General features: G+C 49.7%; 24 protein-coding genes. 21 read left to right on the top strand and 3 right to left on the bottom strand.

The window, feature by feature from the left end; genetic code table 11:
• Window positions 1-335: 335 nt before the first annotated feature.
• The 17 genes from C7W93_RS22090 to C7W93_RS22010 all read left to right on the top strand — a co-directional run bounded on the left by C7W93_RS22090 (window position 336) and on the right by C7W93_RS22010 (window position 17,177).
• Window positions 336-809: a VOC family protein gene (locus tag C7W93_RS22090; protein WP_108442488.1), complete on the top strand. Its 474-nt coding sequence runs from the start codon at window positions 336-338 to the stop codon at window positions 807-809.
• Window positions 810-1,849: 1,040 nt separating this feature from the next.
• A complete protein-coding gene (locus C7W93_RS22085; RefSeq protein WP_108442487.1) occupies window positions 1,850-2,455 on the top strand; it encodes a MotA/TolQ/ExbB proton channel family protein in 606 nt (201 codons plus the stop codon).
• 39 nt (window positions 2,456-2,494) lie between these two features.
• Window positions 2,495-2,932 (top strand): biopolymer transporter ExbD, encoded by a 438-nt coding sequence (locus C7W93_RS22080; protein ID WP_108442486.1) that lies wholly within the window; start codon window positions 2,495-2,497, stop codon window positions 2,930-2,932.
• A 239-nt stretch (window positions 2,933-3,171) separates the two neighbouring features.
• Window positions 3,172-4,287, top strand: a complete 1,116-nt coding sequence (gene lpxK / locus C7W93_RS22075) for a tetraacyldisaccharide 4'-kinase (RefSeq protein ID WP_108442688.1) — start codon at window positions 3,172-3,174, stop codon at window positions 4,285-4,287.
• Window positions 4,268-4,483, top strand: coding sequence for a Trm112 family protein (locus C7W93_RS22070; RefSeq protein ID WP_108442485.1), 216 nt, complete (start codon window positions 4,268-4,270; stop codon window positions 4,481-4,483). The genes lpxK and C7W93_RS22070 overlap by 20 nt, the downstream gene beginning before the upstream one ends.
• Window positions 4,484-4,534: 51 nt before the next feature.
• Window positions 4,535-5,287, top strand: coding sequence for a 3-deoxy-manno-octulosonate cytidylyltransferase (kdsB, locus tag C7W93_RS22065; RefSeq protein WP_108442484.1), 753 nt, complete (start codon window positions 4,535-4,537; stop codon window positions 5,285-5,287).
• Between the two features lie 261 nt (window positions 5,288-5,548).
• Window positions 5,549-6,205 (top strand): adenylate kinase, encoded by a 657-nt coding sequence (adk, locus tag C7W93_RS22060; RefSeq protein ID WP_108442687.1) that lies wholly within the window; start codon window positions 5,549-5,551, stop codon window positions 6,203-6,205.
• Window positions 6,206-6,456: 251 nt separating this feature from the next.
• Window positions 6,457-8,613 carry a sodium-translocating pyrophosphatase gene (locus tag C7W93_RS22055; RefSeq protein ID WP_225870000.1) on the top strand — a complete coding sequence of 719 codons (2,157 nt, stop codon included), beginning with the start codon at window positions 6,457-6,459 and terminating at the stop codon, window positions 8,611-8,613.
• Between the two features lie 135 nt (window positions 8,614-8,748).
• A complete protein-coding gene (locus C7W93_RS22050) occupies window positions 8,749-9,981 on the top strand; it encodes a patatin-like phospholipase family protein (protein ID WP_108442483.1) in 1,233 nt (410 codons plus the stop codon).
• A 191-nt stretch (window positions 9,982-10,172) separates the two neighbouring features.
• Window positions 10,173-10,589 carry a ribonuclease gene (locus C7W93_RS22045; protein ID WP_225869999.1) on the top strand — a complete coding sequence of 139 codons (417 nt, stop codon included), beginning with the start codon at window positions 10,173-10,175 and terminating at the stop codon, window positions 10,587-10,589.
• Between the two features lie 6 nt (window positions 10,590-10,595).
• The gene (locus tag C7W93_RS22040) at window positions 10,596-11,060 is read left to right on the top strand and encodes a barstar family protein (protein ID WP_225869998.1); all 465 of its coding nucleotides are present in this window, start codon (window positions 10,596-10,598) and stop codon (window positions 11,058-11,060) included.
• A 135-nt stretch (window positions 11,061-11,195) separates the two neighbouring features.
• The gene (gene purN, locus C7W93_RS22035; RefSeq protein ID WP_108442685.1) at window positions 11,196-11,810 is read left to right on the top strand and encodes a phosphoribosylglycinamide formyltransferase; all 615 of its coding nucleotides are present in this window, start codon (window positions 11,196-11,198) and stop codon (window positions 11,808-11,810) included.
• Window positions 11,811-11,896: 86 nt separating this feature from the next.
• Window positions 11,897-13,150, top strand: coding sequence for an RsmB/NOP family class I SAM-dependent RNA methyltransferase (locus C7W93_RS22030; protein WP_108442481.1), 1,254 nt, complete (start codon window positions 11,897-11,899; stop codon window positions 13,148-13,150).
• Window positions 13,147-13,743, top strand: a complete 597-nt coding sequence (locus C7W93_RS22025; protein ID WP_108442480.1) for a phospholipase D family protein — start codon at window positions 13,147-13,149, stop codon at window positions 13,741-13,743. The genes C7W93_RS22030 and C7W93_RS22025 overlap by 4 nt, the downstream gene beginning before the upstream one ends.
• Complete coding sequence (locus C7W93_RS22020; RefSeq protein ID WP_108442479.1) at window positions 13,743-15,104, top strand: mechanosensitive ion channel family protein; 1,362 nt, start codon at window positions 13,743-13,745, stop codon at window positions 15,102-15,104. The genes C7W93_RS22025 and C7W93_RS22020 overlap by 1 nt, the downstream gene beginning before the upstream one ends.
• Window positions 15,105-15,231: 127 nt before the next feature.
• A complete protein-coding gene (locus tag C7W93_RS22015) occupies window positions 15,232-16,425 on the top strand; it encodes a fatty acid desaturase (RefSeq protein WP_370446515.1) in 1,194 nt (397 codons plus the stop codon).
• A 275-nt stretch (window positions 16,426-16,700) separates the two neighbouring features.
• Entirely contained in the window at window positions 16,701-17,177 is a 477-nt protein-coding gene (locus tag C7W93_RS22010) for a DUF4019 domain-containing protein (RefSeq protein ID WP_108442477.1), read from the top strand.
• 129 nt (window positions 17,178-17,306) lie between these two features.
• Here the strand turns inward: C7W93_RS22010 and rpmG are convergent, their stop codons facing one another.
• From rpmG to radC, 3 genes are all read right to left on the bottom strand, one after another.
• A complete protein-coding gene (gene rpmG, locus C7W93_RS22005) occupies window positions 17,307-17,474 on the bottom strand; it encodes a 50S ribosomal protein L33 (RefSeq protein WP_009667251.1) in 168 nt (55 codons plus the stop codon).
• Between the two features lie 22 nt (window positions 17,475-17,496).
• On the bottom strand, window positions 17,497-17,733 hold the full coding sequence (gene rpmB, locus C7W93_RS22000) for a 50S ribosomal protein L28 (protein WP_108442476.1): 237 nt from the start codon (window positions 17,731-17,733) through the stop codon (window positions 17,497-17,499).
• A 158-nt stretch (window positions 17,734-17,891) separates the two neighbouring features.
• Window positions 17,892-18,566 carry a DNA repair protein RadC gene (gene radC / locus C7W93_RS21995; protein WP_108442475.1) on the bottom strand — a complete coding sequence of 225 codons (675 nt, stop codon included), beginning with the start codon at window positions 18,564-18,566 and terminating at the stop codon, window positions 17,892-17,894.
• Window positions 18,567-18,726: 160 nt separating this feature from the next.
• On the opposite strand from radC, the gene C7W93_RS21990 reads away from it, so the two are divergent.
• The 4 genes from C7W93_RS21990 to C7W93_RS21975 all read left to right on the top strand — a co-directional run bounded on the left by C7W93_RS21990 (window position 18,727) and on the right by C7W93_RS21975 (window position 23,203).
• Complete coding sequence (locus C7W93_RS21990; RefSeq protein ID WP_108442474.1) at window positions 18,727-19,182, top strand: peptidylprolyl isomerase; 456 nt, start codon at window positions 18,727-18,729, stop codon at window positions 19,180-19,182.
• Between the two features lie 74 nt (window positions 19,183-19,256).
• Window positions 19,257-20,189: a 4-hydroxy-3-methylbut-2-enyl diphosphate reductase gene (gene ispH, locus C7W93_RS21985; RefSeq protein ID WP_201747341.1), complete on the top strand. Its 933-nt coding sequence runs from the start codon at window positions 19,257-19,259 to the stop codon at window positions 20,187-20,189.
• An 841-nt stretch (window positions 20,190-21,030) separates the two neighbouring features.
• Window positions 21,031-21,960 carry a branched-chain amino acid ABC transporter permease gene (locus C7W93_RS21980; protein ID WP_108442473.1) on the top strand — a complete coding sequence of 310 codons (930 nt, stop codon included), beginning with the start codon at window positions 21,031-21,033 and terminating at the stop codon, window positions 21,958-21,960.
• A gap of 28 nt (window positions 21,961-21,988) precedes the next feature.
• Complete coding sequence (locus tag C7W93_RS21975) at window positions 21,989-23,203, top strand: ABC transporter ATP-binding protein (RefSeq protein WP_108442472.1); 1,215 nt, start codon at window positions 21,989-21,991, stop codon at window positions 23,201-23,203.
• Window positions 23,204-23,205: the final 2 nt, after the last annotated feature.

Raw genomic sequence — 23,205 nt, 5'->3', positions numbered from 1 at the left:
TAAGGGTCGCATCTGCGAAATAGCAGTTTTGCGGCACGGCTATACACAAGCTAAAAACTCCTTTTAATCAAGCGCTTAAGTTGATTTCAGCAGTCTTGTACACAAAGTTATCCACAATTTCTGTGGATAAGTAACGGGCGATGATGGCTTTATTTTGGCAACTTCATTGCTAATATTTCTCTTATTTTTGCATTATTTAACTGAGCGATCCGTCAAATATGCAACATTGCTAACGGCTGCATTTGTTTCTAGACTTATTTGTCAGTTCTGCTTGTTTCGTATTCTGAATGGGATGGTTCGTTGCTTTATTTGCCTCACCTCAAGGAGGAGCGATCATGAAAAAAATAGGCCCCTGTTTGTGGTTCGACGGCAAAGCCGAAGAGGCTGCGAATTTTTATGTTTCTATCTTTAAGAACGCAAGTATTGTCGACATGAGTCGTTACCCGGATGCCGCGCCCCAGCCCAAAGGGACGGTGATGACGGTGCAGTTTATTCTTGACGGGCAGGAATTCCTGGCCTTGAATGGCGGTTCGCAATTTACCTTTTCTCCGGCGATTTCGTTTGTTGTGCCTTGTGAGACGCAAGAAGATGTGGATCACTTATGGGAGAGTTTGCTAGAAGGCGGGCAAGCGCAGCAGTGCGGTTGGTTGACGGATAAGTTTGGCGTGTCTTGGCAAATCGTGCCGAATGCATTGATGAGGATGATCAGCAGTACGGATACGGCGGCTGCGCAAAGAGCGTTTAATGCAATGGTGCATATGATTAAACTCGACATTGCGGTGCTGGAGCGGGCTTATAACAACGCTTGATGCATCGGAATTGTGACGTTATTGCCTCAGCCGCGCACAGTAAGGGAAAACCGTTTTGAATCAATGGCTTAACTTCTTTGTTGTGTGCTTACACACAAAGTTATCCACATAAACTGTGGAAAACTTTGATATTGCTGCACATCACTATAAAAAGCGCATCGGTGGAATTTTTGTTGCGGCACTGCTGACTTCTAAAAAAACCATTTAAATCAAGCGTTTAATCTCATCCCAGCATCCTTGTACACAAATTTATCCACAATTTCTGTGGATAAGTTCCCCCTTCGCCTTGGCACTTCTGATCGCGTCAATTGCCGGGATGGGTCGCATCATTGCGTCAGTCAATATTTGCCCCCAGTTGTAGTATCTGTGCACACGAAATGAAAGTGCATTTAAATCAATGACTTAGTATCATTTCAGTCATGATGTGCACAAAGTTATCCACAAAATCTGTGGATAACTGAGATCAATTCCAGGGTTACCTAAGCGTCGCCGGAGAATGAGCGTTCTTTGCCACAATATGGGGATAAATGGGGTGATTGGGCGCGATCTGAACAGTTATAAAAAAGTGAACAAAATCAAGGGCATAGGTTTTCGTAAGGCAAGTTGTTCACAAAGTTGTCCACAAAAACTGTGGAGAACTTTTGGAGGACGCTTGCTGGAAGCAACCATCTGATGCTGCACGTTTTTGATGCAGCATAAAAATCTCGTTTGAAATCAATTGCTTAACTTCATGAGAAGAGACTTATCCACAATCTTGTTCACATAAAATGTGAGGAAGTTTTTTGGCTAGTGGGCCAGGTCGTTTGCAAGTTAAGAGTTTCCCTCGGTTTTCGTATAGCGCGCCGTCTGGATTCGCTGCTGACGCCCTTGCGAATGGGAAGTAATGTGACAATAAACGGCTGAAATCGCCCGGTAATTAGCCCGTATCTGGCATACAAAGCTGTAATCAGCCGCTGAGGTACTTGCTCACATGGCTTCAACAGTTTACATTCTGCAATCCATTAGATAAACCTATCCGCATTTGCCTCAAGGAGGTTTTTTTGTTTGCCATTATTCAAGCTGCAGGCTGGCCGATCTGGTTGTTATTAATTGCCTCGGTGATTGCGACCGCGTTAATCATTGAACGCTTAATGTATTTACGCCGTCCGCGCATTTTGCCGCCGCAGTTATTGCAAGAGGTTATTCGGGTTTATCACAATGGCCGTGCCAAGGCCGAAGTGCTTACTAATCTGGAAAATAATTCACCGCTGGGACGTGTATTGGCGGCTGGCCTGCGTAATGTCGATGCGCCGCGGGACATCATGAAAGAAGCGATCGAAGAAGCCGGTCAGGCAACGGCACATGATTTAGAGCGCTTTCTGACTACACTAGGCACGATTGCTACGCTGGCACCGTTGATGGGTTTGTTTGGCACGGTAGTCGGCATGATTGAGATTTTTGGCGCAACCAATGGCGCGGGTACTGATCCTGCTCAGTTGGGACACGGGATTTCGGTGGCGCTGTACAACACTGGGTTTGGTCTGGCGATTGCGATGCCGGCATTGGTTTTTTATCGCCATTTCCGGGCCACGATAGACAGCTTTATCGTCGATATGGAACAGCAGGCGATCAAGTTTGTGGATATCGTCCACGGCGCGCGAAAATAAGGTTGAATAAGTACTAAATATGGTGCAAGAGGCTCGAATATGAATTTTCGCAAAGGCAGGGCGCGTGAAGCGCCTGAAATTAATTTGATTCCGTTCATTGACGTTTTGTTGGTGATCGTCATTTTTTTGATGGTCACGACGACGTATAGCAAAGTTACCGCGCTGAAGATTACGCTACCGAGTGCCGATGCCGCGAAGGTTGAGGCTGGGCCATTCCCGATTTATGTTGCGGTGACGGCGCAGGGCCAATATGCGGTGAATAAGCTACAGGTATCGTCCAGAAGCGCAGATGATCTGGCGCAGGATTTGAAGACTGCGGCGCAAAGTGACCCGAATAAGTCTAAGGAAACCCCGTTGATCATCATCAACGCGGATGCAATGTCGCCGCATCAAACCGTCATTAATGTGCTGGAGGCTGCGCGTTTGGCGGGTTTTGAAAAGGTTACTTTTGCTGCGCAGGCAAATAGTAAGAAGTAAGTCCTCGTAAAGACTGCGTAATAAAGATTAAGTACGAAAGATTAAGTACGTCCAAATATGTTCGGGGCGATAGTTGATGTCATGCCTACCGTGGCCGCTGATTGGGTTAGCTGCAACGATCTCGACGGTTTTGGTTTACTGGTTTCCTTTAGCAAATGCCTGATGAATGTCTGGTAAGGGCGATTGCAGGTCCCCTTGCTAGCGTTTTCGGCTGAATTTTGATTGATAGGTTGTTCCGTTTGACACGAAAATTTTCCACGACTGAAGCGAGATTCATTGCGGCCTGGCAGCATCGCGGGTTGCTGGCGTGCGTGCTATGGCCTTTATCGCTAGTATTTCGATTGGTCGTCGGTGTGCGTCGTGGCTTGTATTTGGTTGGATGGCGCACGCGGACTCGTTTGCCTGTGCCAGTGATTGTGGTGGGAAACATTTACATAGGCGGGACTGGCAAGACGCCGCTGACCATTTGGCTCGTTCAGGCGTTGCGCCTGGCAGGTTATACTCCCGGCGTTATTTCGCGTGGCTATGGGGCAAATCCAGAATCAACGGCCCGGTTGGTGACCGCAACATCGCTCGCCGCTGATGTTGGCGACGAGCCGCTGCTGATTACGCGGCGGGTTCAATGTCCGCTAGTCGTAGGCCGAAATCGGGTGGCGGCGGGGCAACTATTGTTACAGACGCATCCCGAAGTAGACGTGATTTTGTCGGATGACGGTTTGCAGCACTATCCGCTGCAACGCGATATTGAAATCGTCTTATGCGATAGCCGTGGCAATGGCAATGGCTGGTTGCTGCCTGCGGGGCCTTTGCGCGAACCGGCTACGCGTCGCCGTGATTTTACGGTGGTGAATCTGGGGCCGACAGCGGTCTTGCCAGCGTCGTTACCCCCTGATGCGATGCGTATGAATCTGTTGGGCGAGATTGCCGAGCGTCTTGGGGATCGTACTGAGACACGAGATTTGTTATCATTCATGCATTTTCCGACTGCATCAGAGGATAAATTGGCGCAGCCGACAGCGTTAACACGAGCCGCAGCGCCATCAGTGAGGTTAGCGCCCCGACTATTGGCGGCAGCTGGAATTGGCAATCCGCAGCGATTTTTTACGATGCTGTCTGGTTTGGGCCTGGTATTTGAATCGCTTGCATTGCCCGATCACTATGATTTTTCTGCAAATCCTTTTGCTGCGCTAGACGCAGAGATCATTCTGATCACCGAAAAGGATGCAGTAAAATGCAGTCAAATCGAAACACTTAAAAACGACCCGCGTGTGTGGGTCGTCCCCGTGACAGCGCAGATTGACGGCGCGCTGGCACATCAAATTGTGGAGAAACTCCGTGGACACCCAACTGCTTGATATTTTAGTTTGCCCAATCTGTAAAGGGCCGTTGCAGCATGATAAAAAAGCGCAGGAACTGATTTGTAACGCCGACCGACTTGCTTTTCCGATTCGTGACGGCATTCCGATTATGTGGGCTGATCAAGCGCGGGAGCTGAACGGTGCGGCGGATGTCGCTGACAGCGAGAATATTCCTCCTTCGTCCGTTGCCTGAGGCCGATATTGCCTTTTATCTCTGAGTTTCAATAGTCTATAAAGATCGTCAATGTCCTTTACTGTCATTATTCCTGCGCGACTGGCGTCGACCCGATTGCCCAATAAGCCTTTGGCGGATCTTGGCGGCAAGCCGATGATCGTCCGGGTTGCCGAGCGGGCGGCCTTATCCGGCGCGGCGCAAGTGATCGTGGCGACTGATCATGCTGATATTTTGCGCGCTTGCGAACAACACGGTGTGGCTGTGCGTCTTACCCGCGGCGATCATCCTTCTGGCACTGATCGGATCGCGGAAGTTGCTGCTGTGCTGGGATTGGCCGCAGATGCAGTGGTCGTGAATGTGCAAGGTGATGAACCCTTAATTGACCCTGCATTGATTGCTGCCACCGCAGCGCAAATCGTTGACGGAGTGCCAATGGCGACGGCGGCGCATGCTATCGACAGTGCAGCCGACGCGTTTAATCCGAATGTGGTCAAAGTAGTGGTGAACAAGCTTGGCCGTGCGTTGTATTTTTCGCGCGCGACGATTCCGTGGGATCGCGATGGTTTTATGCAATCGCAACAGCAATTGCCGAACGGTTATGTGCCTTTGCGGCATATCGGGCTGTATGCCTACAGTTATGGCTTTTTACAAACTTATCCTACTCTGGCGGTATCGCCATTGGAACAGATTGAAGCGCTGGAGCAGTTGCGCGTGTTGTGGCATGGCTATCCGATTGCCGTCCATATTGCGCAGGCGGCACCGGCTGCCGGTGTTGACACGCCAGAGGATCTGGAACGCGTCAGACGTTTTTTTACGGCCTAATTTGCCGAATTAGTGTCACTTAAATGTGCTATCGACCAATGCAGTGGTTCGCCATGATGCTGTTTGGTAAAATTGTGTGGTAAGTTTCATGCAAAGTTAGCGTGTTATAAGAATGCATGCATACGCGATGACGCCGCTGCAATTTCCAAAAAAGCCTGAAAAACAGCCTGAGTAGCAAGCTGAGCAGTAATGTTGGGCGTTGGAAATGCAAAAACAGGCGTCGCTACAAAAATTTTCAAACTAACCTTAGGACTTCACAGTATGCGTCTTATCCTTTTAGGAGCGCCCGGTGCCGGAAAGGGCACGCAAGCCACCTTTATTAAAGAAAAATTCAACATTCCGCAAATTTCTACCGGCGACATGTTGCGTGCAGCCGTCAAAGCTGGCACCCCGCTTGGCATCGAAGCAAAGAAAGTAATGGATGCGGGTGGTTTGGTATCGGATGACATCATCATTGGTCTGGTCAAAGATCGTTTGCAGCAAGCAGATTGCGCCAATGGTTATTTGTTCGATGGTTTTCCACGGACAGTGCCGCAAGCTGACGCGATGAAGGATGCTGGCGTAAGTATCGATTACGTACTGGAAATCGATGTGCCGGATGAAGCAATCGTTGAACGCATGAGCGGTCGTCGTGTTCATCCGGCTTCGGGCCGCACCTATCATGTCAAATTCAATCCGCCAAAAGCGGAAGGCATTGATGATGTCACTGGTGAAGAATTGATTTTGCGTGATGACGACAAGGTTGAAACGGTTAAGAAGCGTCTGTTTGTGTATCACGAGCAGACTGAAATTCTTGTCAAGTATTACGGTGACTGGGCTAAGGCAGGTAATCCTGGTGCGCCGAAATATCGCAAAATTGTAGGTGTAGGACCGGTAGAACAAATTCGTGACAGCGCTTTCAAGGCACTGGAAGGATAAAAAGAAAGCGGACACTGGTCCGCTTTTTTTTATTTGTGAAGTATCCTCAATCTGATTAGTATGACAATTATTACTTTGTAATCTGGATGGGCCAGCCCAGGCTACCTCTAAAAAATAAACGGGCAACGAAAAGTCTTTCAGTACACATGGCTTGTAGATTGAAGCGTTCTGTCACATTTTGGCAGGCAGTCATTTACGCAGTGTGGTTGGTTACTTTGGGTGTTGTCATTATAAAAACAGGAGGAGTCAACATGGCATCTGGTCTATGGTTTGCGATTGCTTGCGGCATTATTGCCGTTGTCTATGGGATGGTTTCACGCAGCTGGATTTTGAAATTAGACCCAGGAAATCCGCGTATGCAGGAGATCGCTGCTGCGATTCAGCAAGGTGCTGCGGCCTATCTGGCGCGCCAGTACCGCACCATTGCCATTGTCGGTGTGGTTTTGTTCATCATTATTGCGATAATTCCCGGTCTCGGCCTGATTACGGCGCTCGGCTTTCTAGTCGGTGCTTTGCTTTCTGGCGCGTGTGGTTTTATTGGGATGAATGTTTCGGTGCGTGCCAATGTGCGGACGGCGCAGGCGGCTACCAAAGGGTTGAATCAAGCGCTGGATGTGGCATTTCGCGGCGGCGCGATCACCGGCATGCTGGTCGTCGGCCTTGGTCTGCTTGGGGTAACGATCTTTTATTATCTATTAATGACATTTTTCAGCCGTGCTGACATGTCGTTGCATGACATTCTGAAGCCGCTGATCGGTCTGGCTTTCGGGGCCTCATTGATCTCGATCTTTGCGCGTCTTGGTGGTGGTATTTTCACCAAGGGCGCTGATGTCGGGGCTGATCTGGTGGGCAAAGTCGAGGCAGGCATCCCCGAAGATGATCCGCGTAATCCGGCCGTAATCGCCGATAACGTGGGCGATAACGTTGGCGACTGCGCTGGCATGGCGGCTGATCTGTTTGAAACCTACGTCGTGACCTTGATTGCGACGATGCTGCTTGGGTCATTGTTGATCAAGGGCTTTGAATTACAAGCTGTGCTATATCCGCTGCTGTTGGGCAGTGTCTCGATTTTGGCCTCGATTGTGGGTTGTTCCATGGTGAAGGCCAAGCCCGGCAAGAAAATTATGTCGGCTTTATATACCGGCCTGTGGTGGGCCGCCATTCTCAGTCTGATCGGTTTTGCAATCGTTAGCTGGCTGGTATTGCCGGACTTTATGGTGCTGCCGATGATGGGCTCGGCGCTGATCGGAATCGTTCTGACCGGATTGATGGTCTATATCACTGAGTATTACACTGGCACCGATTTCAAACCGGTGCGGCATATTGCAGAAGCCTCGACCACCGGTCATGGCACTAATATCATTGCTGGTCTTGGTGTGTCGATGAAATCGACTGCTTATCCGGTATTGGCTGTGTGTGTTGCGATTTTGGCCTCGTATTGGTTGGCAGGGTTATACGGGATTGCAATTGCTGCGACGGCGATGTTGTCGATGGCAGGCATTATTGTGGCGCTCGACGCCTATGGGCCAATTACCGATAATGCAGGCGGTATTGCAGAAATGGCGGGTTTGCCCGAATCGGTGCGCGCCATCACCGATCCGCTAGACGCCGTGGGGAACACCACCAAGGCAGTCACCAAAGGTTATGCGATTGGATCGGCCGGACTGGCGGCGTTAGTATTGTTTGCCGATTACACCCACGCGCTTGATTCGGTTGGGAACAGCACTGCGTTTGAGTTGTCGAATCCACTGGTGATCGTGGGTCTTTTCATCGGCGGTCTGATTCCCTATTTGTTTGGGGCGATGGCGATGGAAGCAGTCGGTCGCGCAGCCGGGGCGGTGGTGGTCGAGGTGCGGCGGCAGTTCCGCGATATCAAGGGCATCATGGATGGCACTGGTAAGCCAGAGTACGATAAAGCGGTTGATATGCTGACTTCATCGGCGATCAAGGAAATGATCGTGCCGTCGCTGTTGCCGGTAGTGGTGCCAATTTTGGTTGGTCTATTATTAGGTCCAGCAGCGCTTGGTGGTTTATTGATGGGGACGATTGTGACCGGATTATTTGTCGCTATTTCGATGACGACAGGCGGCGGCGCATGGGATAACGCCAAAAAATATATCGAGGACGGCAATCATGGCGGCAAAGGCTCTGAGGCACATAAAGCGGCGGTGACAGGCGACACCGTCGGCGATCCTTATAAGGACACGGCGGGACCGGCGATTAATCCGCTGATCAAGATCATCAATATCGTGGCCTTATTATTGGTGCCGATTTTGCCAACCGGCAGCGCAAATCTAATGAGTAGCACCAGCCATTTTGGACCGGAAGTCGCGGTAGTGGCGGTCGTGCCGGTGTTGGTCGCGCCCAAGGTGAAGGACGATGTTGTCATTGTAGTGCCTGCTAAATAACGGCCTGGCGTAGCGATGATGCGGAGACGTCGCCGCAACGCCGACAACATTGTGTGATAGCGCCTGCTTTTACGAGGCGCGAGGTGGCGCAGGAATATTCTTAAAAAATGCGACACCCCTGTTAAGATTTACATCATGACGATCAGAAAACAAGTAGGCCTTATTTTGACTGGAGGCGGTGCACGCGCCGCTTATCAGGTTGGTGTTCTCGATGCCGTCGCGGAAATTTTGCGCGGGGAAGGCTGGGCGCCAAAGCGTAATCCCTTCGATATTATTTGCGGCACCTCTGCAGGCGCAATCAATGCCACGGCATTGGCTTGCCGGGCTGATAATTTTGGTGAGGGCGTGCAAAAATTGATGCAGGTCTGGCAGCATTTCACTGTAGAACACGTGTACCGCGCCGATTCACTCGGCATCTTGCGGACCGGGGCACGTTGGCTTTCTTTGTTATCGTTTGGCTGGTTATTGCGTCAATGGCATGCACATCCGCCCAGTTCGCTGCTCGACAATACGCCGCTGGTAACGATGTTGCATCGGTTGCTTGATTTAACCGCTCTGGACGCGGCGTTGTCGAACGGCAGTTTGCAGGCATTGGCGGTGACTGCCTCATCCTATAGCGCCGGGGAGCACATCACGTTCTACCAAAGTGCCCATGAAATTAAGTCGTGGACACGCAGCCAGCGGCGCGCAGTCAAGGATCAAATTGGTGTTGAACACTTGCTGGCATCATCGGCAATTCCTTTTATTTTTCCTGCCATTCCGATTTATTGCGAGGGGCGCCGTGAATATTTTGGCGATGGCTCTATGCGGCAACTTGCTCCGATTTCCCCGGCTATTCATCTCGGCGCAAGCAAAGTGCTGGTGGTCGGCGCGGGCAGAATGATGGCACCGCCGACCGATGTGCCTGCTTTCGATCATTACCCCAGTTTGGCGCAAATTGCCGGTCATGCGTTGTCGAGCATTTTTCTTGATGGTCTGGCGGTGGATATTGAACGGCTGGAGCGCATCAATCACACGTTATCGTTCTTGACTGAGCAACAGCGGCAGGAAACGCCGCTGAAACCGATAGAGATGCTGATTATTTCGCCATCTAAGCAAATTGATGAGATTGCTGGTCAGCATATAAATAGTTTGCCGAAGCCGGTCAGAGCATTACTTGGCGGTTTGGGCGGAACCGAACTACGTGGGGCGGCTTTGGCCTCGTATTTATTGTTTGAATCCGGTTATACCCGTGAGTTGATCGAAATGGGGCAGAGAGATACTTACGCTCGTCGGCAGGATGTGGTGAATTTTTTTGCGGATCAGGGGTCTGAACTGGAACCTGCATTAAATGAGGGCACAGGGGCGCAGGTCAGTCTGGCGGGGTGATTTGATTTTTATCGATCGCATTTCATGGATCTGATCGCTTGCACTTATTTCGTAGCGTCATTGTATTCGTGTCCTTTGTCAAATCTTGTAAAAATGGACAGAACATACACAAACCTGGATTAATTCGTATTGATTCGTTTTCTACAACACGTTACCCTACGGTATCAAATTCTTTCAGATTTGTTAAATACATGGTAAATAAAGCAACGCTAGTCAAGGGGTACGGTCCTTCTTCAAACATTCGTTCTTGGGCCATGCCAGCCTTTTTTCGACAAGGAGCATTGTTATTACTCGGGTTGTTGCTTTCGTTTCAGGTGTTTGCGGGCGCCATCGCAGTATCGCAGCTTCCTGGAGAAGCCCAGCAAACGCTGGCATTGATTAAGCAGGGTGGTCCATTTCCGTATCCCAAAGATGGTGTAGTTTTTGGAAACTATGAACGGCTTTTGCCTGAACAAAGGCGCGGCTATTATCACGAGTTCACTGTCAAAACACCACGTTCCCGCAACCGCGGTGCGCGTCGCATCATTGCAGGTGGCAAGGCGCAATCGTCGGGCGAATACTATTACACCGACGATCATTACGCTTCCTTTAGACGTATACAGGAGTGACTGCGAGTGACCTTTCCAACGATTCCACTATCAGAGCAACCGCCCTCCATCACTGCTTTAGATGAGGAGAAAACGAGTTTGTTTGAAACCGTGCCGCCAAACGTCGTGCAGTCTATACGCGCATTTCGCGTGGCCGACCTGCAGGCAGAGGCCGCTCATCTCGGACAACACTTTCTTTATGCCTATTGCGCAGAGGCAATGACTAAACAGCAAGTATTATCAAAAATTGCTCAGGCATTTTATTTTCCTAAGCATTTTGGTAAGAACTTCGATGCTTTAGCTGATTGCCTGACCGACTTGGCGCTGAAGGCTGGGCCGCAACCGGGATTTATTGTGGTGCTTGAGCAATTGCCGAACACTCAGAAATTCGACAAGGAAGCACGCGAAATTCTGCTGGACGTATTCCGAGATAGTGCAGATTTCTGGGCTGAGAAAAAAGTCCCTTTTCGCGTGTTTTATTCCTTCCAGTGATATAAACCAAATAGTACAAACGTGAGTCGCATCGATTAGTTGCAACAACATTATGTTGTGTTTTAGGTGCGTTCTAACCCCCAATTTATAGATCAACGTGCCCTAAGCTGCCGCGCAGCAGGTACAATGCGCGCCATGAGAAGCATCGTAATCCTTATTTCTGGACGAGGTAGCAACATGGAAGCCATCGTCCGGGCAGCACAAACCGAACAATGGCCTGCCAAAATTGCCGCCGTCATCAGCAATCGCGCCGATGCCGGAGGTTTGTCCTTTGCCGCCGCGCATGGTATTCCAACAGCGGTAGTTTCCAATAAAGACTTTCCAGATCGCGCGCAATTTGATGCTGCTTTGCAACTGGAAATAGACCGTTTTGCACCCGATTTGGTCGTTCTTGCCGGGTTTATGCGAATATTGACCGCGCCGTTTGTTCAGCACTACGCTGGTCGAATGTTAAATATCCATCCATCGTTACTGCCAAGTTTTACTGGACTGGCTACGCACTTGCAGGCGTTGACAATGGGTGTCAAAGTCCATGGCGCTACAGTCCACTTTGTGACTGCCGATCTTGATCATGGTCCGATAGTTTCGCAAGAAGTGGTGGCGGTAACGGATGGTGATACGGTTGAATCGTTACAAGCACGGGTATTGGTAATCGAGCATCAAATGTATCCTTGCGCAGTTCGCTGGTTTGTTGAGGGACGACTGACCATTAAAGATGGTCGCGTCTATAAAGACATCGGCGCGCAATAGGGCGTTGCTATCTCGGCTGAATAACGGCCGCACAGTGAAGCGAACCGCTTCAAACAAAATATAGTGTTTTTAATGAAAGAGTTAACATGAGATTGCCTCCAGCGATCATCGGTCTTACCGAAGAAGTATTGCGCGAAGTTTTACGATTTACCGGCCCTGCAGATGTCACTTTATCGCGATACTTTCGCGATCACCCGAAGCTAGGTTCCCGCGAACGCGGTGTAATTGCCGAAGCAGTATATGGTCTATTGCGCAACAAATTGGTGTATACCAGCTTCGCTGAATCCGGCAACGGACCAACGATGCGCCGTATGACCTTGCTCGGTCTGGCCGACGCGGTTGGTGCCGATTCTTTGGGTGGCTTATCCGAGGAAGAAGCGGAATGGTTAGCACGTGTCGCTGAAATTGACCGCCGCCTTTTGCCAGCCTCCATGCGCGCTAATCTGCCAGCATGGTTGTTTGAAAAACTGGTCGCGCGTGATGGTGAAGAAAATACGCTGCTGTTAGCCGAGGCATTGAACACGCCCGCACCGCTGGATTTGCGCGTTAATTCGCTTAAGGCTGCACGCGAAGAGGTCATTGCGACATTGGCTGAAGCGCCGATTTTATGCGAACCGACGCCATATGCGCCATTAGGTTTGCGTGTCATCAAAAAACCATCGGTCCAAAACTTACCTTTATTTAAGAGCGGTGCGATTGAGGTGCAGGACGAAGGTAGTCAATTACTGGCCCAAATCGTTGGCGCAAAGCGCGGCGAAATGGTAGTCGATTTCTGTGCCGGTGCTGGTGGCAAGACGTTGGCGTTGGGCGCAACCATGCGTAATACAGGTCGTTTGTACGCTTTCGATGTTTCAGAAAAACGTCTGGCAAAACTTAAACCGCGCATGGCTCGTAGTGGTTTATCGAATATTCACCCGGTATTAATTGCGCATGAAAATGATGCCAAAGTAAAACGTCTGGCAGGCAAAATCGACCGCGTTCTGGTGGATGCGCCTTGTAGCGGTTTGGGTACTTTGCGTCGTAATCCCGATGTGAAATGGCGTCAGACGCCAGAAGCTATCGTCGAAATGAACGCTAAGCAAACTGCGATTTTATCGAGCGCAGCCCGTTTGGTAAAGTCTGGCGGACGACTGGTCTATGGTACTTGCAGTCTGTTAGATGAAGAGAACGAAGCGATTGCAACGCAATTTCTGGCCAGCCATGAGGATTTCGCGTTAGTGCCAATGAAGGAAGTATTGGCTGAGCAAAAGATCGCGCTGGAGATGGAAGACTACTTGAAATTGTTGCCTCATTTGCATCACACAGATGGTTTTTTCGCGGTGGTATTCGTCCGTAAATGAAGCTAGGCTCCGCCATATCGGAACGCCTGCGCCGAGGTTTGGTGCTTGCCGGTGTCATTGCAATGATGACGCTTGCGGCAGCGCAGGTTCAGGCTTTCGATTCTGCGCCTGCGCCAGAGGTGGCAAGCGGTACGTTACAAGCGGCGTTTTCGCCTTGGGATGATATCGAAAGTTTGATCACGCACGCCATCGACGGTGCTAAAAGTCAGATATTGGTTCAAGCCTATCTTTTGACGAACGGCAAAATAGCTTCGGCGTTAATTGCCGCAAAACAGCGCGGCATAGATGTGCAAATATTGGTCGATGCGCGGCAACTAAAAACAAATGATGCCTCCAAGGTAGGGGTTTTGGTTAATGCGAATATTCCGGTCTGGGTTGAGACTAAATATCGCAGCGCACACAACAAGGTGATTGTGATCGACGCAGAGGCTACAGCTTCCACAGTGATTACCGGCAGCTTTAACTTTACCTGGAGCGCGCAGCATAAAAATGCTGAGAACGTGCTCATCGTTCGCAATAATCCCACACTGGCAACGCGCTATGCCCTCAATTGGCAGCGCCACCGTCAGGACGCTACCTCTTACCGACAATAATGTTCGATTCGTTCTCTGATATGGCCGACAGCCTTGCGCGCAATTTAGCCGCGCCGGGCTTATTGATGCAGATCGGCGTAACGCTGCTCTGTATCGCGCTCAGCTGGTTCTTTGCGCGCTTGTTACGGCGTATTTTTGTGGTGGACGATCTCACGCAACCAGTGATGCAGATCGGCTTGCGCAGCTTTTCTCAGGTATTGACGCCGCTATTGACCGTATTGTTGCTAGTGCTGGCCAAGTTGGTTGTCGCAAAATGGCATCAACCGATCAGTTTTTTACGGCTGGTGATTCCGTTAATGGTTTCGCTTGGTTTGATGCGATTTGTTTTTTATGTGTTGCGCAGGGTATTTGTACGCGATAGTGGTGTCAGTACTTTTCTACTCCTGTTTGAAAAGATCTTTGGTGCAATGGTATGGATCGGTGTTTTGCTCTACCTGACTGGACTATGGCCTGATTTAGTGGCTTATCTGGAAAGTACGGTACTGCCGATTGGCCGCCATCAGGTCTCCCTTCTTGCCATTTTTCAGGCATTAATTTCGGTCCTTATCACCCTGATCATAGCTTTGTGGGCTGGTGCGACGCTGGAACAGCGCCTGATGCGCTTGAATACCATGCATTCGTCATTACGCACTGTCGTGGCTCGCATGGGCCGCGCTTTTTTGGTGTTGGTGGCGGTATTGCTCAGTCTGTCACTGGTCGGCATCGATTTGACCGTGTTGTCCGTCTTCGGTGGTGCGCTCGGTGTGGCGCTTGGTCTCGGCCTGCAAAAAATAGCCAGCAGCTATGTTTCCGGCTTTGTCATTTTATTGGAGCGCAGTCTTTCCATCGGGGATATGGTGGGGGTGGGCACCTATTATGGCAAAGTGACGCAGATCAACAGCCGTTTTACTATTTTAGAAGGACTGGATGGCGTTGAGTCAATTGTGCCGAATGATGTTTTTATGACCAATTCGGTTCAAAACTATTCATTGCATCATCGTATTTTGCGCTTGTCCACCCAGCTAACGGTGGTTTATCAGGAAGACATTGAGCAGGTCCTCACCTTGTTGGAAGAGGCCGTAAGTGTTGTCGAACGGGTAACGCATGAGATTTTGCCGCAAGCAATTTTGACAAAGATTGGTCGCGACGGATTAGAACTAGAGGTCGGATTCTGGATTCTCGATCCGGAGAACGGTCGGCTTAATGTGTTGTCTGATGTTAACAGGGCCATTTGGCGCGTCCTGCAGGCCCACAATATTAAAGTGGCGCAACCGCGACAGGATTTACGAATGCTCACAGAGGGCGAAGCGGGTGCGGATTCGCAACAAGTTGCGAAGATAGATAGACAGGGAATATTCCCAAATTCTAAAAACGTCCTTTAAAGGTAGTACAATAGCGCGTTAATTTCGGTTAAGTGACTGGTAACTGTCCTTGAACTTACCCTAACTTTAAACGAAAAAAGCGCCAAGTTTTGCTGCTGCGCTGTCATTTACTTCTGGAGGACACATAGTGTTCAATGCAATTATTGATTTTCTGTCGAATGGTTTGACGGGCGCGACTGCATGGCAGGTTGTTATTTTTACGCTCGTCGTCACGCATATTACTATCGCGGGCGTCACCATTTATCTGCATCGCTGTCAGGCCCATCGTGCCCTTGATTTGCATGCTATCCCTAGCCATTTCTTTCGTTTCTGGCTGTGGTTAAGTACCGGTATGGTCACGAAAGAATGGGCGGCTATTCATCGCAAGCATCATGCTAAATGCGAGACCGAAGAAGATCCACATAGCCCAGTAACACGCGGCATTAAAAAAGTTCTGCTAGAAGGCGCTGAGTTGTATCGTGCTGAATCCAAAGTACCTGAAACCATGGAAAAATATGGTCACGGCACGCCGGATGACTGGATCGAACGCAATCTTTACACCAAGCATAGTGCGATGGGTATTGTCTTGATGCTGGTTATCGATCTCGCCTTGTTCGGTGTGATCGGTCTGACGGTCTGGGCTGTACAAATGTTGTGGATTCCGATTACTGCTGCGGGCATCATTAACGGCATCGGCCACTATTGGGGCTACCGTAACTACGATTGTAATGATGCCGCTACCAACATCATCCCATTTGGTATTTTAATTGGCGGTGAAGAACTGCATAACAATCACCATACTTTTGGTACTTCCGCTAAATTGTCGTCGAAGTGGTACGAGTTCGATATTGGCTGGATGTACATCCGTATGTTGGAAATGGTTGGTCTTGCCAAGGTTAAGAAAATTGCGCCAGCACCGAAGTTTAATAGCGCCAAGTTGGTGCCAGATTTGGATACCTTGCAATCTGTGATCGCCAATCGCTACGATGTCATGGCGAAGTATGCCAAGTCATTGAAAAGTACCTGGCACGAAGAGCGTGCGCATCTGGCTGGCAAAGCCGCGCTGGAATCAGGATTTCTGAAATCTGTGAAGAAGTTATTGCAACGTGAACCGACCAAATTGGAAGCGCCGCAAAAGCAACAGCTCACAGAGTTATTCCTGCATAGCAAAGCGCTGCAAACCATGCATGAGATGCGCATTGAGTTGGGTGCTATTTGGGAGCGTTCGCATTTCACGCGCGATCAGTTGTTGCATCAATTGCAAGACTGGTGTGCCCGCGCTGAGGCGTCCAAGATTAAAGCTTTGCAGGAGTTTTCTTTGCGCCTGCGTAGTTACTCATGATGTTTTACCTCTGACGTTTGAATAAATAAATGAAAACGGCCTTTATAAGGCCGTTTTTTTTCGTCTTACCGATCGGGATTGTTGCGGCTGTTAATGTGGGTGATTATTGCCGAACAGCTTAAAGCACCAATATTTAGTGGTCTATGACTTTAGGCCGGGGAATTTTTGTGTTGCGCCAGATTATTTGTGGTGTTCGATAGGCGTGATCTGATTTCGAATAGAATTATTGCGTGCATACTGTGTATCACTCCACATCCTGTTTTTAAGAGAAAAATATGACGCATTCTTTACTCATCAAAAAATTCTGGCCTTCTGTTATTTTGGCAACTGGTGTGATGCTGTGTCATGGTCCGGCTTTTGCACAGACCGTATCCCTAGATTCAGCGTTGACTGCCGCGACTCAGTGGGCGATGTTGGCTGATGCGAATCAAGCCGAGCGAATGTGGACAGCAAGTGGTGCGGTGATGCAGAAAAGTATCACTAAAGAAGACTGGACCAAATACCTCGCCAATCTGCGTAATGATCTGGGGTCTTTGAATGGACGGGAGTGGGCGGAAATCGTGCGCGTGGGTCAGCCGGCGAATTTGCCTAAGGGGGAATATGTCAATGTTGTTTTTTCCTCCCGCTTTGCTAACTCACCCACTGGCGAAGCCGTATCGCTGATGTTGAGTGGTGGTCATTGGGTTCCGGTTGGCTACGTTGTCCGTAAAATTCAACCAGCCGTACCAAATGCGGCAGTGCCAGCAAAATAATTTCGGCTGATATTCGTCGTCGTGAACATCGCGCTCCAGGCATAAGATTCAAGGCACGGCGCATTGTAGCGACAAAATAAAAAAGCCCCGCCAGATATGATCTGGCGGGGCTTTGAGATTCCTAATCAATTATTTGATTTTGGTTTCTTTGTATTCAACGTGCTTACGAACTTTTGGATCAAATTTCATGATTGACATTTTTTCCGGAGTCGTACGTTTGTTTTTTGTAGTCGTGTAGAAATGACCTGTACCTGCAGTCGATTCTAACTTAATTTTGTCGCGGCCTGATTTCGCCATGATGGTTCCTTTATTCTGCTAGTTAGACTTTTTCGCCACGAGCACGCATATCGACTAACACGGCATCAATGCCTAGTTTATCAATAACGCGCAGACCGGCGTTTGAAAGGCGCAGGGAGACCCAGCGGTTTTCTGACTCAACAAAAATACGGCGATTTTGCAGGTTAGGCAAAAAGCGACGTTTAGTTTTGTTGTTTGCATGGGAAACATTGTTGCCGACCATCGGCTTCTTCCCGGTGACTTGGCAGACACGTGCCATGTTTTACTCCTCGATGATTTCCGAAATTGGAAAAAATGAGAGTATATATAAAAAACTGATGTTTTTCAATAACTTGGCGAAAACAAGTGTGTCTTTTTCAATTTAATATATTTAACAATTGGAATGTTAGCCTGTTTTTGCCCACATCGGTTTGCTTTCTATAACTCACCATGTTCCATAAACGAATAAATGTCCTTCCGGGCCACAACGAAGTGATCGAGAGTGCGGATATCGACCAATCCTAATGCCTGTTTCAAGACCGAGGTCAGATGATGGTCGGCCGCGCTTGGCTCAGAGGTCCCTGATGGGTGGTTATGCGCCAGAATGACGCTGGCGGCATTATGCGCGAGTGCTGCCTTCACTACTTCGCGTGGGTAGACGCTGGCATGGGTTAATGTGCCTCTGAATAGTTCGTCAGTTGCAATCAGGCGGTTTCTTACGTCGAGAAAAAGCATGACAAATGATTCATACGGTCTGTTGGACAGTAGCAACTGCAAATAGTGTTTTACTGCCTCGGGCGAGCTAAGGCTACTTTTTTCGCGTAATTCCTCTGCCAGCGACCGGCGTGCCAGTTCCAACACGGCCTGCAATTGGGCGAACTTGGCAGGACCTACACCGTTAATGGCAGAGAAGTCTTTTAATGAGGCTGCAAACAGTTGGTTTAGCGAGCCAAAGTGGCTTTGCATGTCGCGACCGAGATCCACCGCGCTTTTTCCGGCAACGCCTACTCTTAAAAACACCGCCAGCAGTTCGGCATCTGTGAGGGCGGTTGGTCCCAGGCGGATTAAACGTTCGCGTGGTCGCTGGTCACTTGGCCAGTCTGTAATTGCCATATTTTTCTTTTCTCATCTGGGATGTTGTTGATTTATGTCGAGTAAGGTTTCCGAGTTGCGCACTAAAGGGAGGCAAAATCTCCGCAATAGAGACCTTTTTTCCTAACGTGACTTACAATACGAGGTTCCGACGCTTAGCTGTCATTTCGCACTTTCTTTCATGTCTAATTCATCATTACCTCTCGTTACCGAAGCCTCTTATTTGACGTTGCACTATCGGTTGGCTTCTCAGGCTGGCGACGATATCGTCAGTACGTTTAAAGACTCTCCTGCAACTTTGCAGTTTGGTATGGGGCAATTGGCCCCATTTCTGGAAACCTGCTTGTTAGGTTTGCCAGAGGGGACCCATAAGACGTTTGAATTGCCGCCAGAACAGGCTTTCGGTCCACGTAATCCGGATTTAGTGCAACGTGTTTCACGCGCTACGCTCAGACAAAACTCTCAATTGGGGCATGAATATCACATCGGCGATCTAGTTGAGTTTGCAGCGCCAGGCGGTGGACAGTTTGCTGGCGTATTGCGTGAAATAGATGATCAAAGCGCGTTGTTCGACTTCAATCATCCATTAGCCGGTCAAAAAGTACAGTTTGAAGTAAAAATCATCGGTATTTTGTAATTGGCTCCAGATTTAAGCTTTTGGCGCAATATTGTTAAAATTGCATGTGGTTAAAAATAGATGCGGATCAGATGATGGATAAAGAAATTTTGTTGGCGCAACCGCGCGGATTTTGCGCTGGTGTTGATCGGGCGATTGAAATTGTTGAGCGTGCACTCATTCAATTTGGCGCACCGATTTATGTTCGCCATGAAATCGTGCATAACGCTTACGTAGTCGCCGATTTGCGCCAAAAAGGGGCGGTGTTCATCGAAGAATTGGCAGACGTTCCGCCGGGAAATACGGTTATTTTTTCAGCACATGGCGTCTCAAAGGCCGTGCAAGCGGAAGCGGAGCAACGCGGTCTGAAAGTATTCGATGCCACTTGTCCGCTAGTCACCAAGGTGCATATCGAGGTTGCCAAAATGCGTCGGGAAGGCCGCGAAATCATCATGATCGGTCACGATGGTCATCCTGAAGTCGAGGGCACCATGGGGCAGACGGAGCAGGGCATGCATTTGGTTGAGACCGTTGCTGATGTTGAAAAGCTGCAGGTAATTGATCCGGAAATGCTTTCCTACGTTTCCCAGACGACTTTATCAGTGGATGATACCGCCGATGTGATCGCGGCATTGAAGCGTAAATACCCGCTTATTACCGAGCCGAAAAAGGGCGATATCTGTTACGCCACGACTAATCGGCAGCAAGCGGTGAAATTTATGGCACCGCAAGTGGATGTGGTGATCGTGGTGGGAAGTCCCAATAGCTCAAACTCTAATCGCCTGCGTGAGGTGGCAGAAAAAATGGGTACGGTTGCCTACATGATCGACAATGCCTCGCAAATCGATCCTGCATGGTTGGTGGATAAGCCGCGTATTGGTTTAACGGCGGGCGCATCGGCACCTGAAATACTGGTACAGGCGGTAATTGATCGGCTGAAGGAGTATGGCGCTAAAAGCGTGCGGCCTCTCGATGGCGTTGAAGAGAACGTGACTTTCCCGATGCCTAAAGGCCTGGCGCGGGTCTAAATACAATAAATGTCCTAGATATTCAGACGCGGTGCCGATGGTTTGTTTCACAAAAATTTACTAGTTTGACATCAGCTTTTTGGTCCTCGCCATGATAAGACGCGATTCCTCGTGATTTATTCACGAGGTTTTTTTTCGCCCGCGTATTCTGCCTTACTGTGTGGACGAAATTAAATTCAGGTTAGGTGGATGTTTTCCGTGGATAGTTTTTTCTTTTCCTCGTTATTATGACGGCGGTCTAAAGAAGAGCGTTTAGTCATCCAACGGCTATACGAAGATGTGGAAAATACCAAGGTTACGGATGTTTTGAATATCGTTATAATCCGCTCGATTTTGGTAAATAGGCAGTGTTCGGAAGTCATGCTGTTTTAGAGTTTGCTAGAAACGTTTGTTAGTTTTACAGCAAATTGAGACCTAAATTGCACGATCCGGCACATACTACACATGTAAAAAGCGGCGAACTTTGCTGACAGGCTACCGGTTAGCCAAGCGTCGTGCTCATCGTTATAATTTGCACTGTTGCGGTGCTGATTTGTTGCTGGCAGCTCGCAATAGATAACGTGCATAAAGTGGGTAGAGCAAGTAAAAAAAGTCCCTTAAAAAAATGAAATCGGAGACAACTATCATGCGCATTTTTACAATTCCCAACATTCCTGCCATGCAAACTTTCCTTTTGGGTTGCTTTAGTTAATCGCTCCCACGACTTCAACGGCACGCCGATTTTCTGGGTGCCGTTTTTGTATCGGGAATGATTTTTGCTATGCAGCACCCTATATGCCTTCATACCGAGTTCGATGGTATGGGCTGATTTGAACCGAATCACATTAAGAACAAGGAAATCATGGATACCTTTATCCAACAAATTATCAATGGCTTAGTGCTAGGAAGCATGTATGCATTGATCGCGCTGGGTTACACGATGGTGTATGGCGTGTTGAATTTGATCAATTTCGCCCATGGCGATATCTTGATGATAGGCGCGATGGTGGGCCTTTCTATCCTCAAATTAGTGCAAGCGTATGCACCGGATTTGCCGGGCATCGTCAAACTCATGATCGCGATTGCAGGGGCGGTTCCGGTCTGCGTGATCGTCAATCTGGTCATTGAACGGATCGCTTATCGACCGTTGCGCAATGCGCCGCGGCTGGCACCGTTGATCACCGCGATTGGCGTCTCGATCCTGTTGCAAACTTTTGCCATGATGATCTGGGGCCGCAGTCCGTTGCCGGTGCCGCAAGTCATGCCCTCGGAACCGGTGCATATTCTGGGTGCGTTGATTTCACCGACCCAGATCATGTTGCTGATTCTGGCGACTGCCGCGATGGTCGGACTGGTATTGTTGGTTGAAAAAACTAAAATGGGCCGTGCCATGCGTGCCACGGCAGAAAACCCCCGCGTGGCAGGTTTGATGGGCGTCGATTCGAATCGGGTGATTGTGATGACGTTTGCCATCGGGGCCGCACTGGCCGCAGTGGCGGGTGTGATGTGGGGCGCGAACTATTCGTCGGCACAATTTGCAATGGGCTTTGTCCCAGGCCTGAAAGCCTTTTCGGCCGCGGTGCTGGGCGGGATCGGCAATATTTATGGCGCGATGCTGGGCGGCGTGTTGCTGGGGCTGATCGAAAGTCTGGGGGCTGGCTATATCGGTGACCTGACCGGGAATTTCCTGGGGAGTAACTATCAGGATATTTTCGCGTTCATCGTCCTGATCATCGTTCTGACACTGCGCCCGTCCGGCATCATGGGCGAACGAGTGGCCGATCGTGCGTAACCGCGCTTAACCCAGACTGGAGAGACTTATGGCTAACTATTTCGATACGCAAAAAAATCCGACCAAAGCCTATGGCAGTCTGGCCGTTCTGATGATTCTGCTGGTGGCGTTTCCGTTCATCGCCGCCAATTTTGGTAACTCGTGGGTCCGTATCATGGACTTCGCGTTGCTCTACATCATGCTGGCGCTGGGCCTCAATATTGTGGTCGGCTTCGCCGGTCTGCTCGATTTGGGCTATATCGCGTTTTATGCCATTGGCGCTTACATGACCGGCTTGCTGGCCTCGCCGCAATTCGCTTCGGTGCTGGAATCCTTCGTCAATACCTATCCGGTCGTCGGCGATTTTCTGGTGCGGATATGCGGCCCGGACATTCTCCAGAATGGTATTCATTTATCGTTGTGGGTCATCGTACCGCTGGGCGCGGCGCTGGCCGGTCTGTTCGGGGCGATTCTCGGTGCGCCAACACTCAAGCTGCGCGGTGACTATCTGGCCATTGTGACGTTGGGTTTTGGTGAAATCATTCGGATTTTCATGAACAACCTGAATGCGCCGGTGAATATCACCAACGGCCCGCAAGGGATCAACCTGATCGATCCGATTCGTATCTTTGGGGTCTCGCTGGCGGGTGAACGTGGCTCGAATGCGACCGTGTATTTCGGTGGTTTTGGGATGCCTTCGGTCAATGCGTACTACTTTTTATTCCTGGGTTTATGTATTGCGATCATCTTTATTACGGTGCGCTTGCAACATTCGCGTCTGGGCCGTGCCTGGGTGGCGATTCGCGAGGATGAAATTGCGGCTAAGGCGATGGGGATTAATACCCGTAACGTCAAGTTGCTGGCGTTTGCTATGGGGGCTTCGTTTGCCGGCGTGGCCGGCGCGATGTTTGCATCGTTCCAGGGCTTTGTGTCACCGGAGTCTTTCTCTCTGACCGAGTCGATTGCGGTGCTGGCGATGGTGGTGCTGGGCGGGATGGGCCATATTCCTGGCGTGGTACTGGGGGCGGTCTTGCTGGCGGCGTTGCCGGAAGTCCTGCGGCATACGGTCGAGCCGGTGCAGATGGCGATTTTCGGCAAGGTCTTGATCGACGCCGAAGTCTTGCGCCAATTGCTGTACGGTCTGGCCATGGTGGTCATTATGCTGACCCGTCCGTCTGGTTTGTGGCCTGCGCCGAAACACGAAGACCGGCCTGATGCCGATGTCGATAAACCGGCGAAGTCAGTTGACGTCGTCGCAGCTTAAGG

Origin of the sequence: Glaciimonas sp. PCH181, assembly GCF_003056055.1 — a bacterium.
GTDB lineage: Bacteria > Pseudomonadota > Gammaproteobacteria > Burkholderiales > Burkholderiaceae_D > Glaciimonas.
The sequence above is the reverse complement of the archived record's forward strand: the minus strand, read 5'-3'. Positions and strand labels throughout refer to the sequence as shown.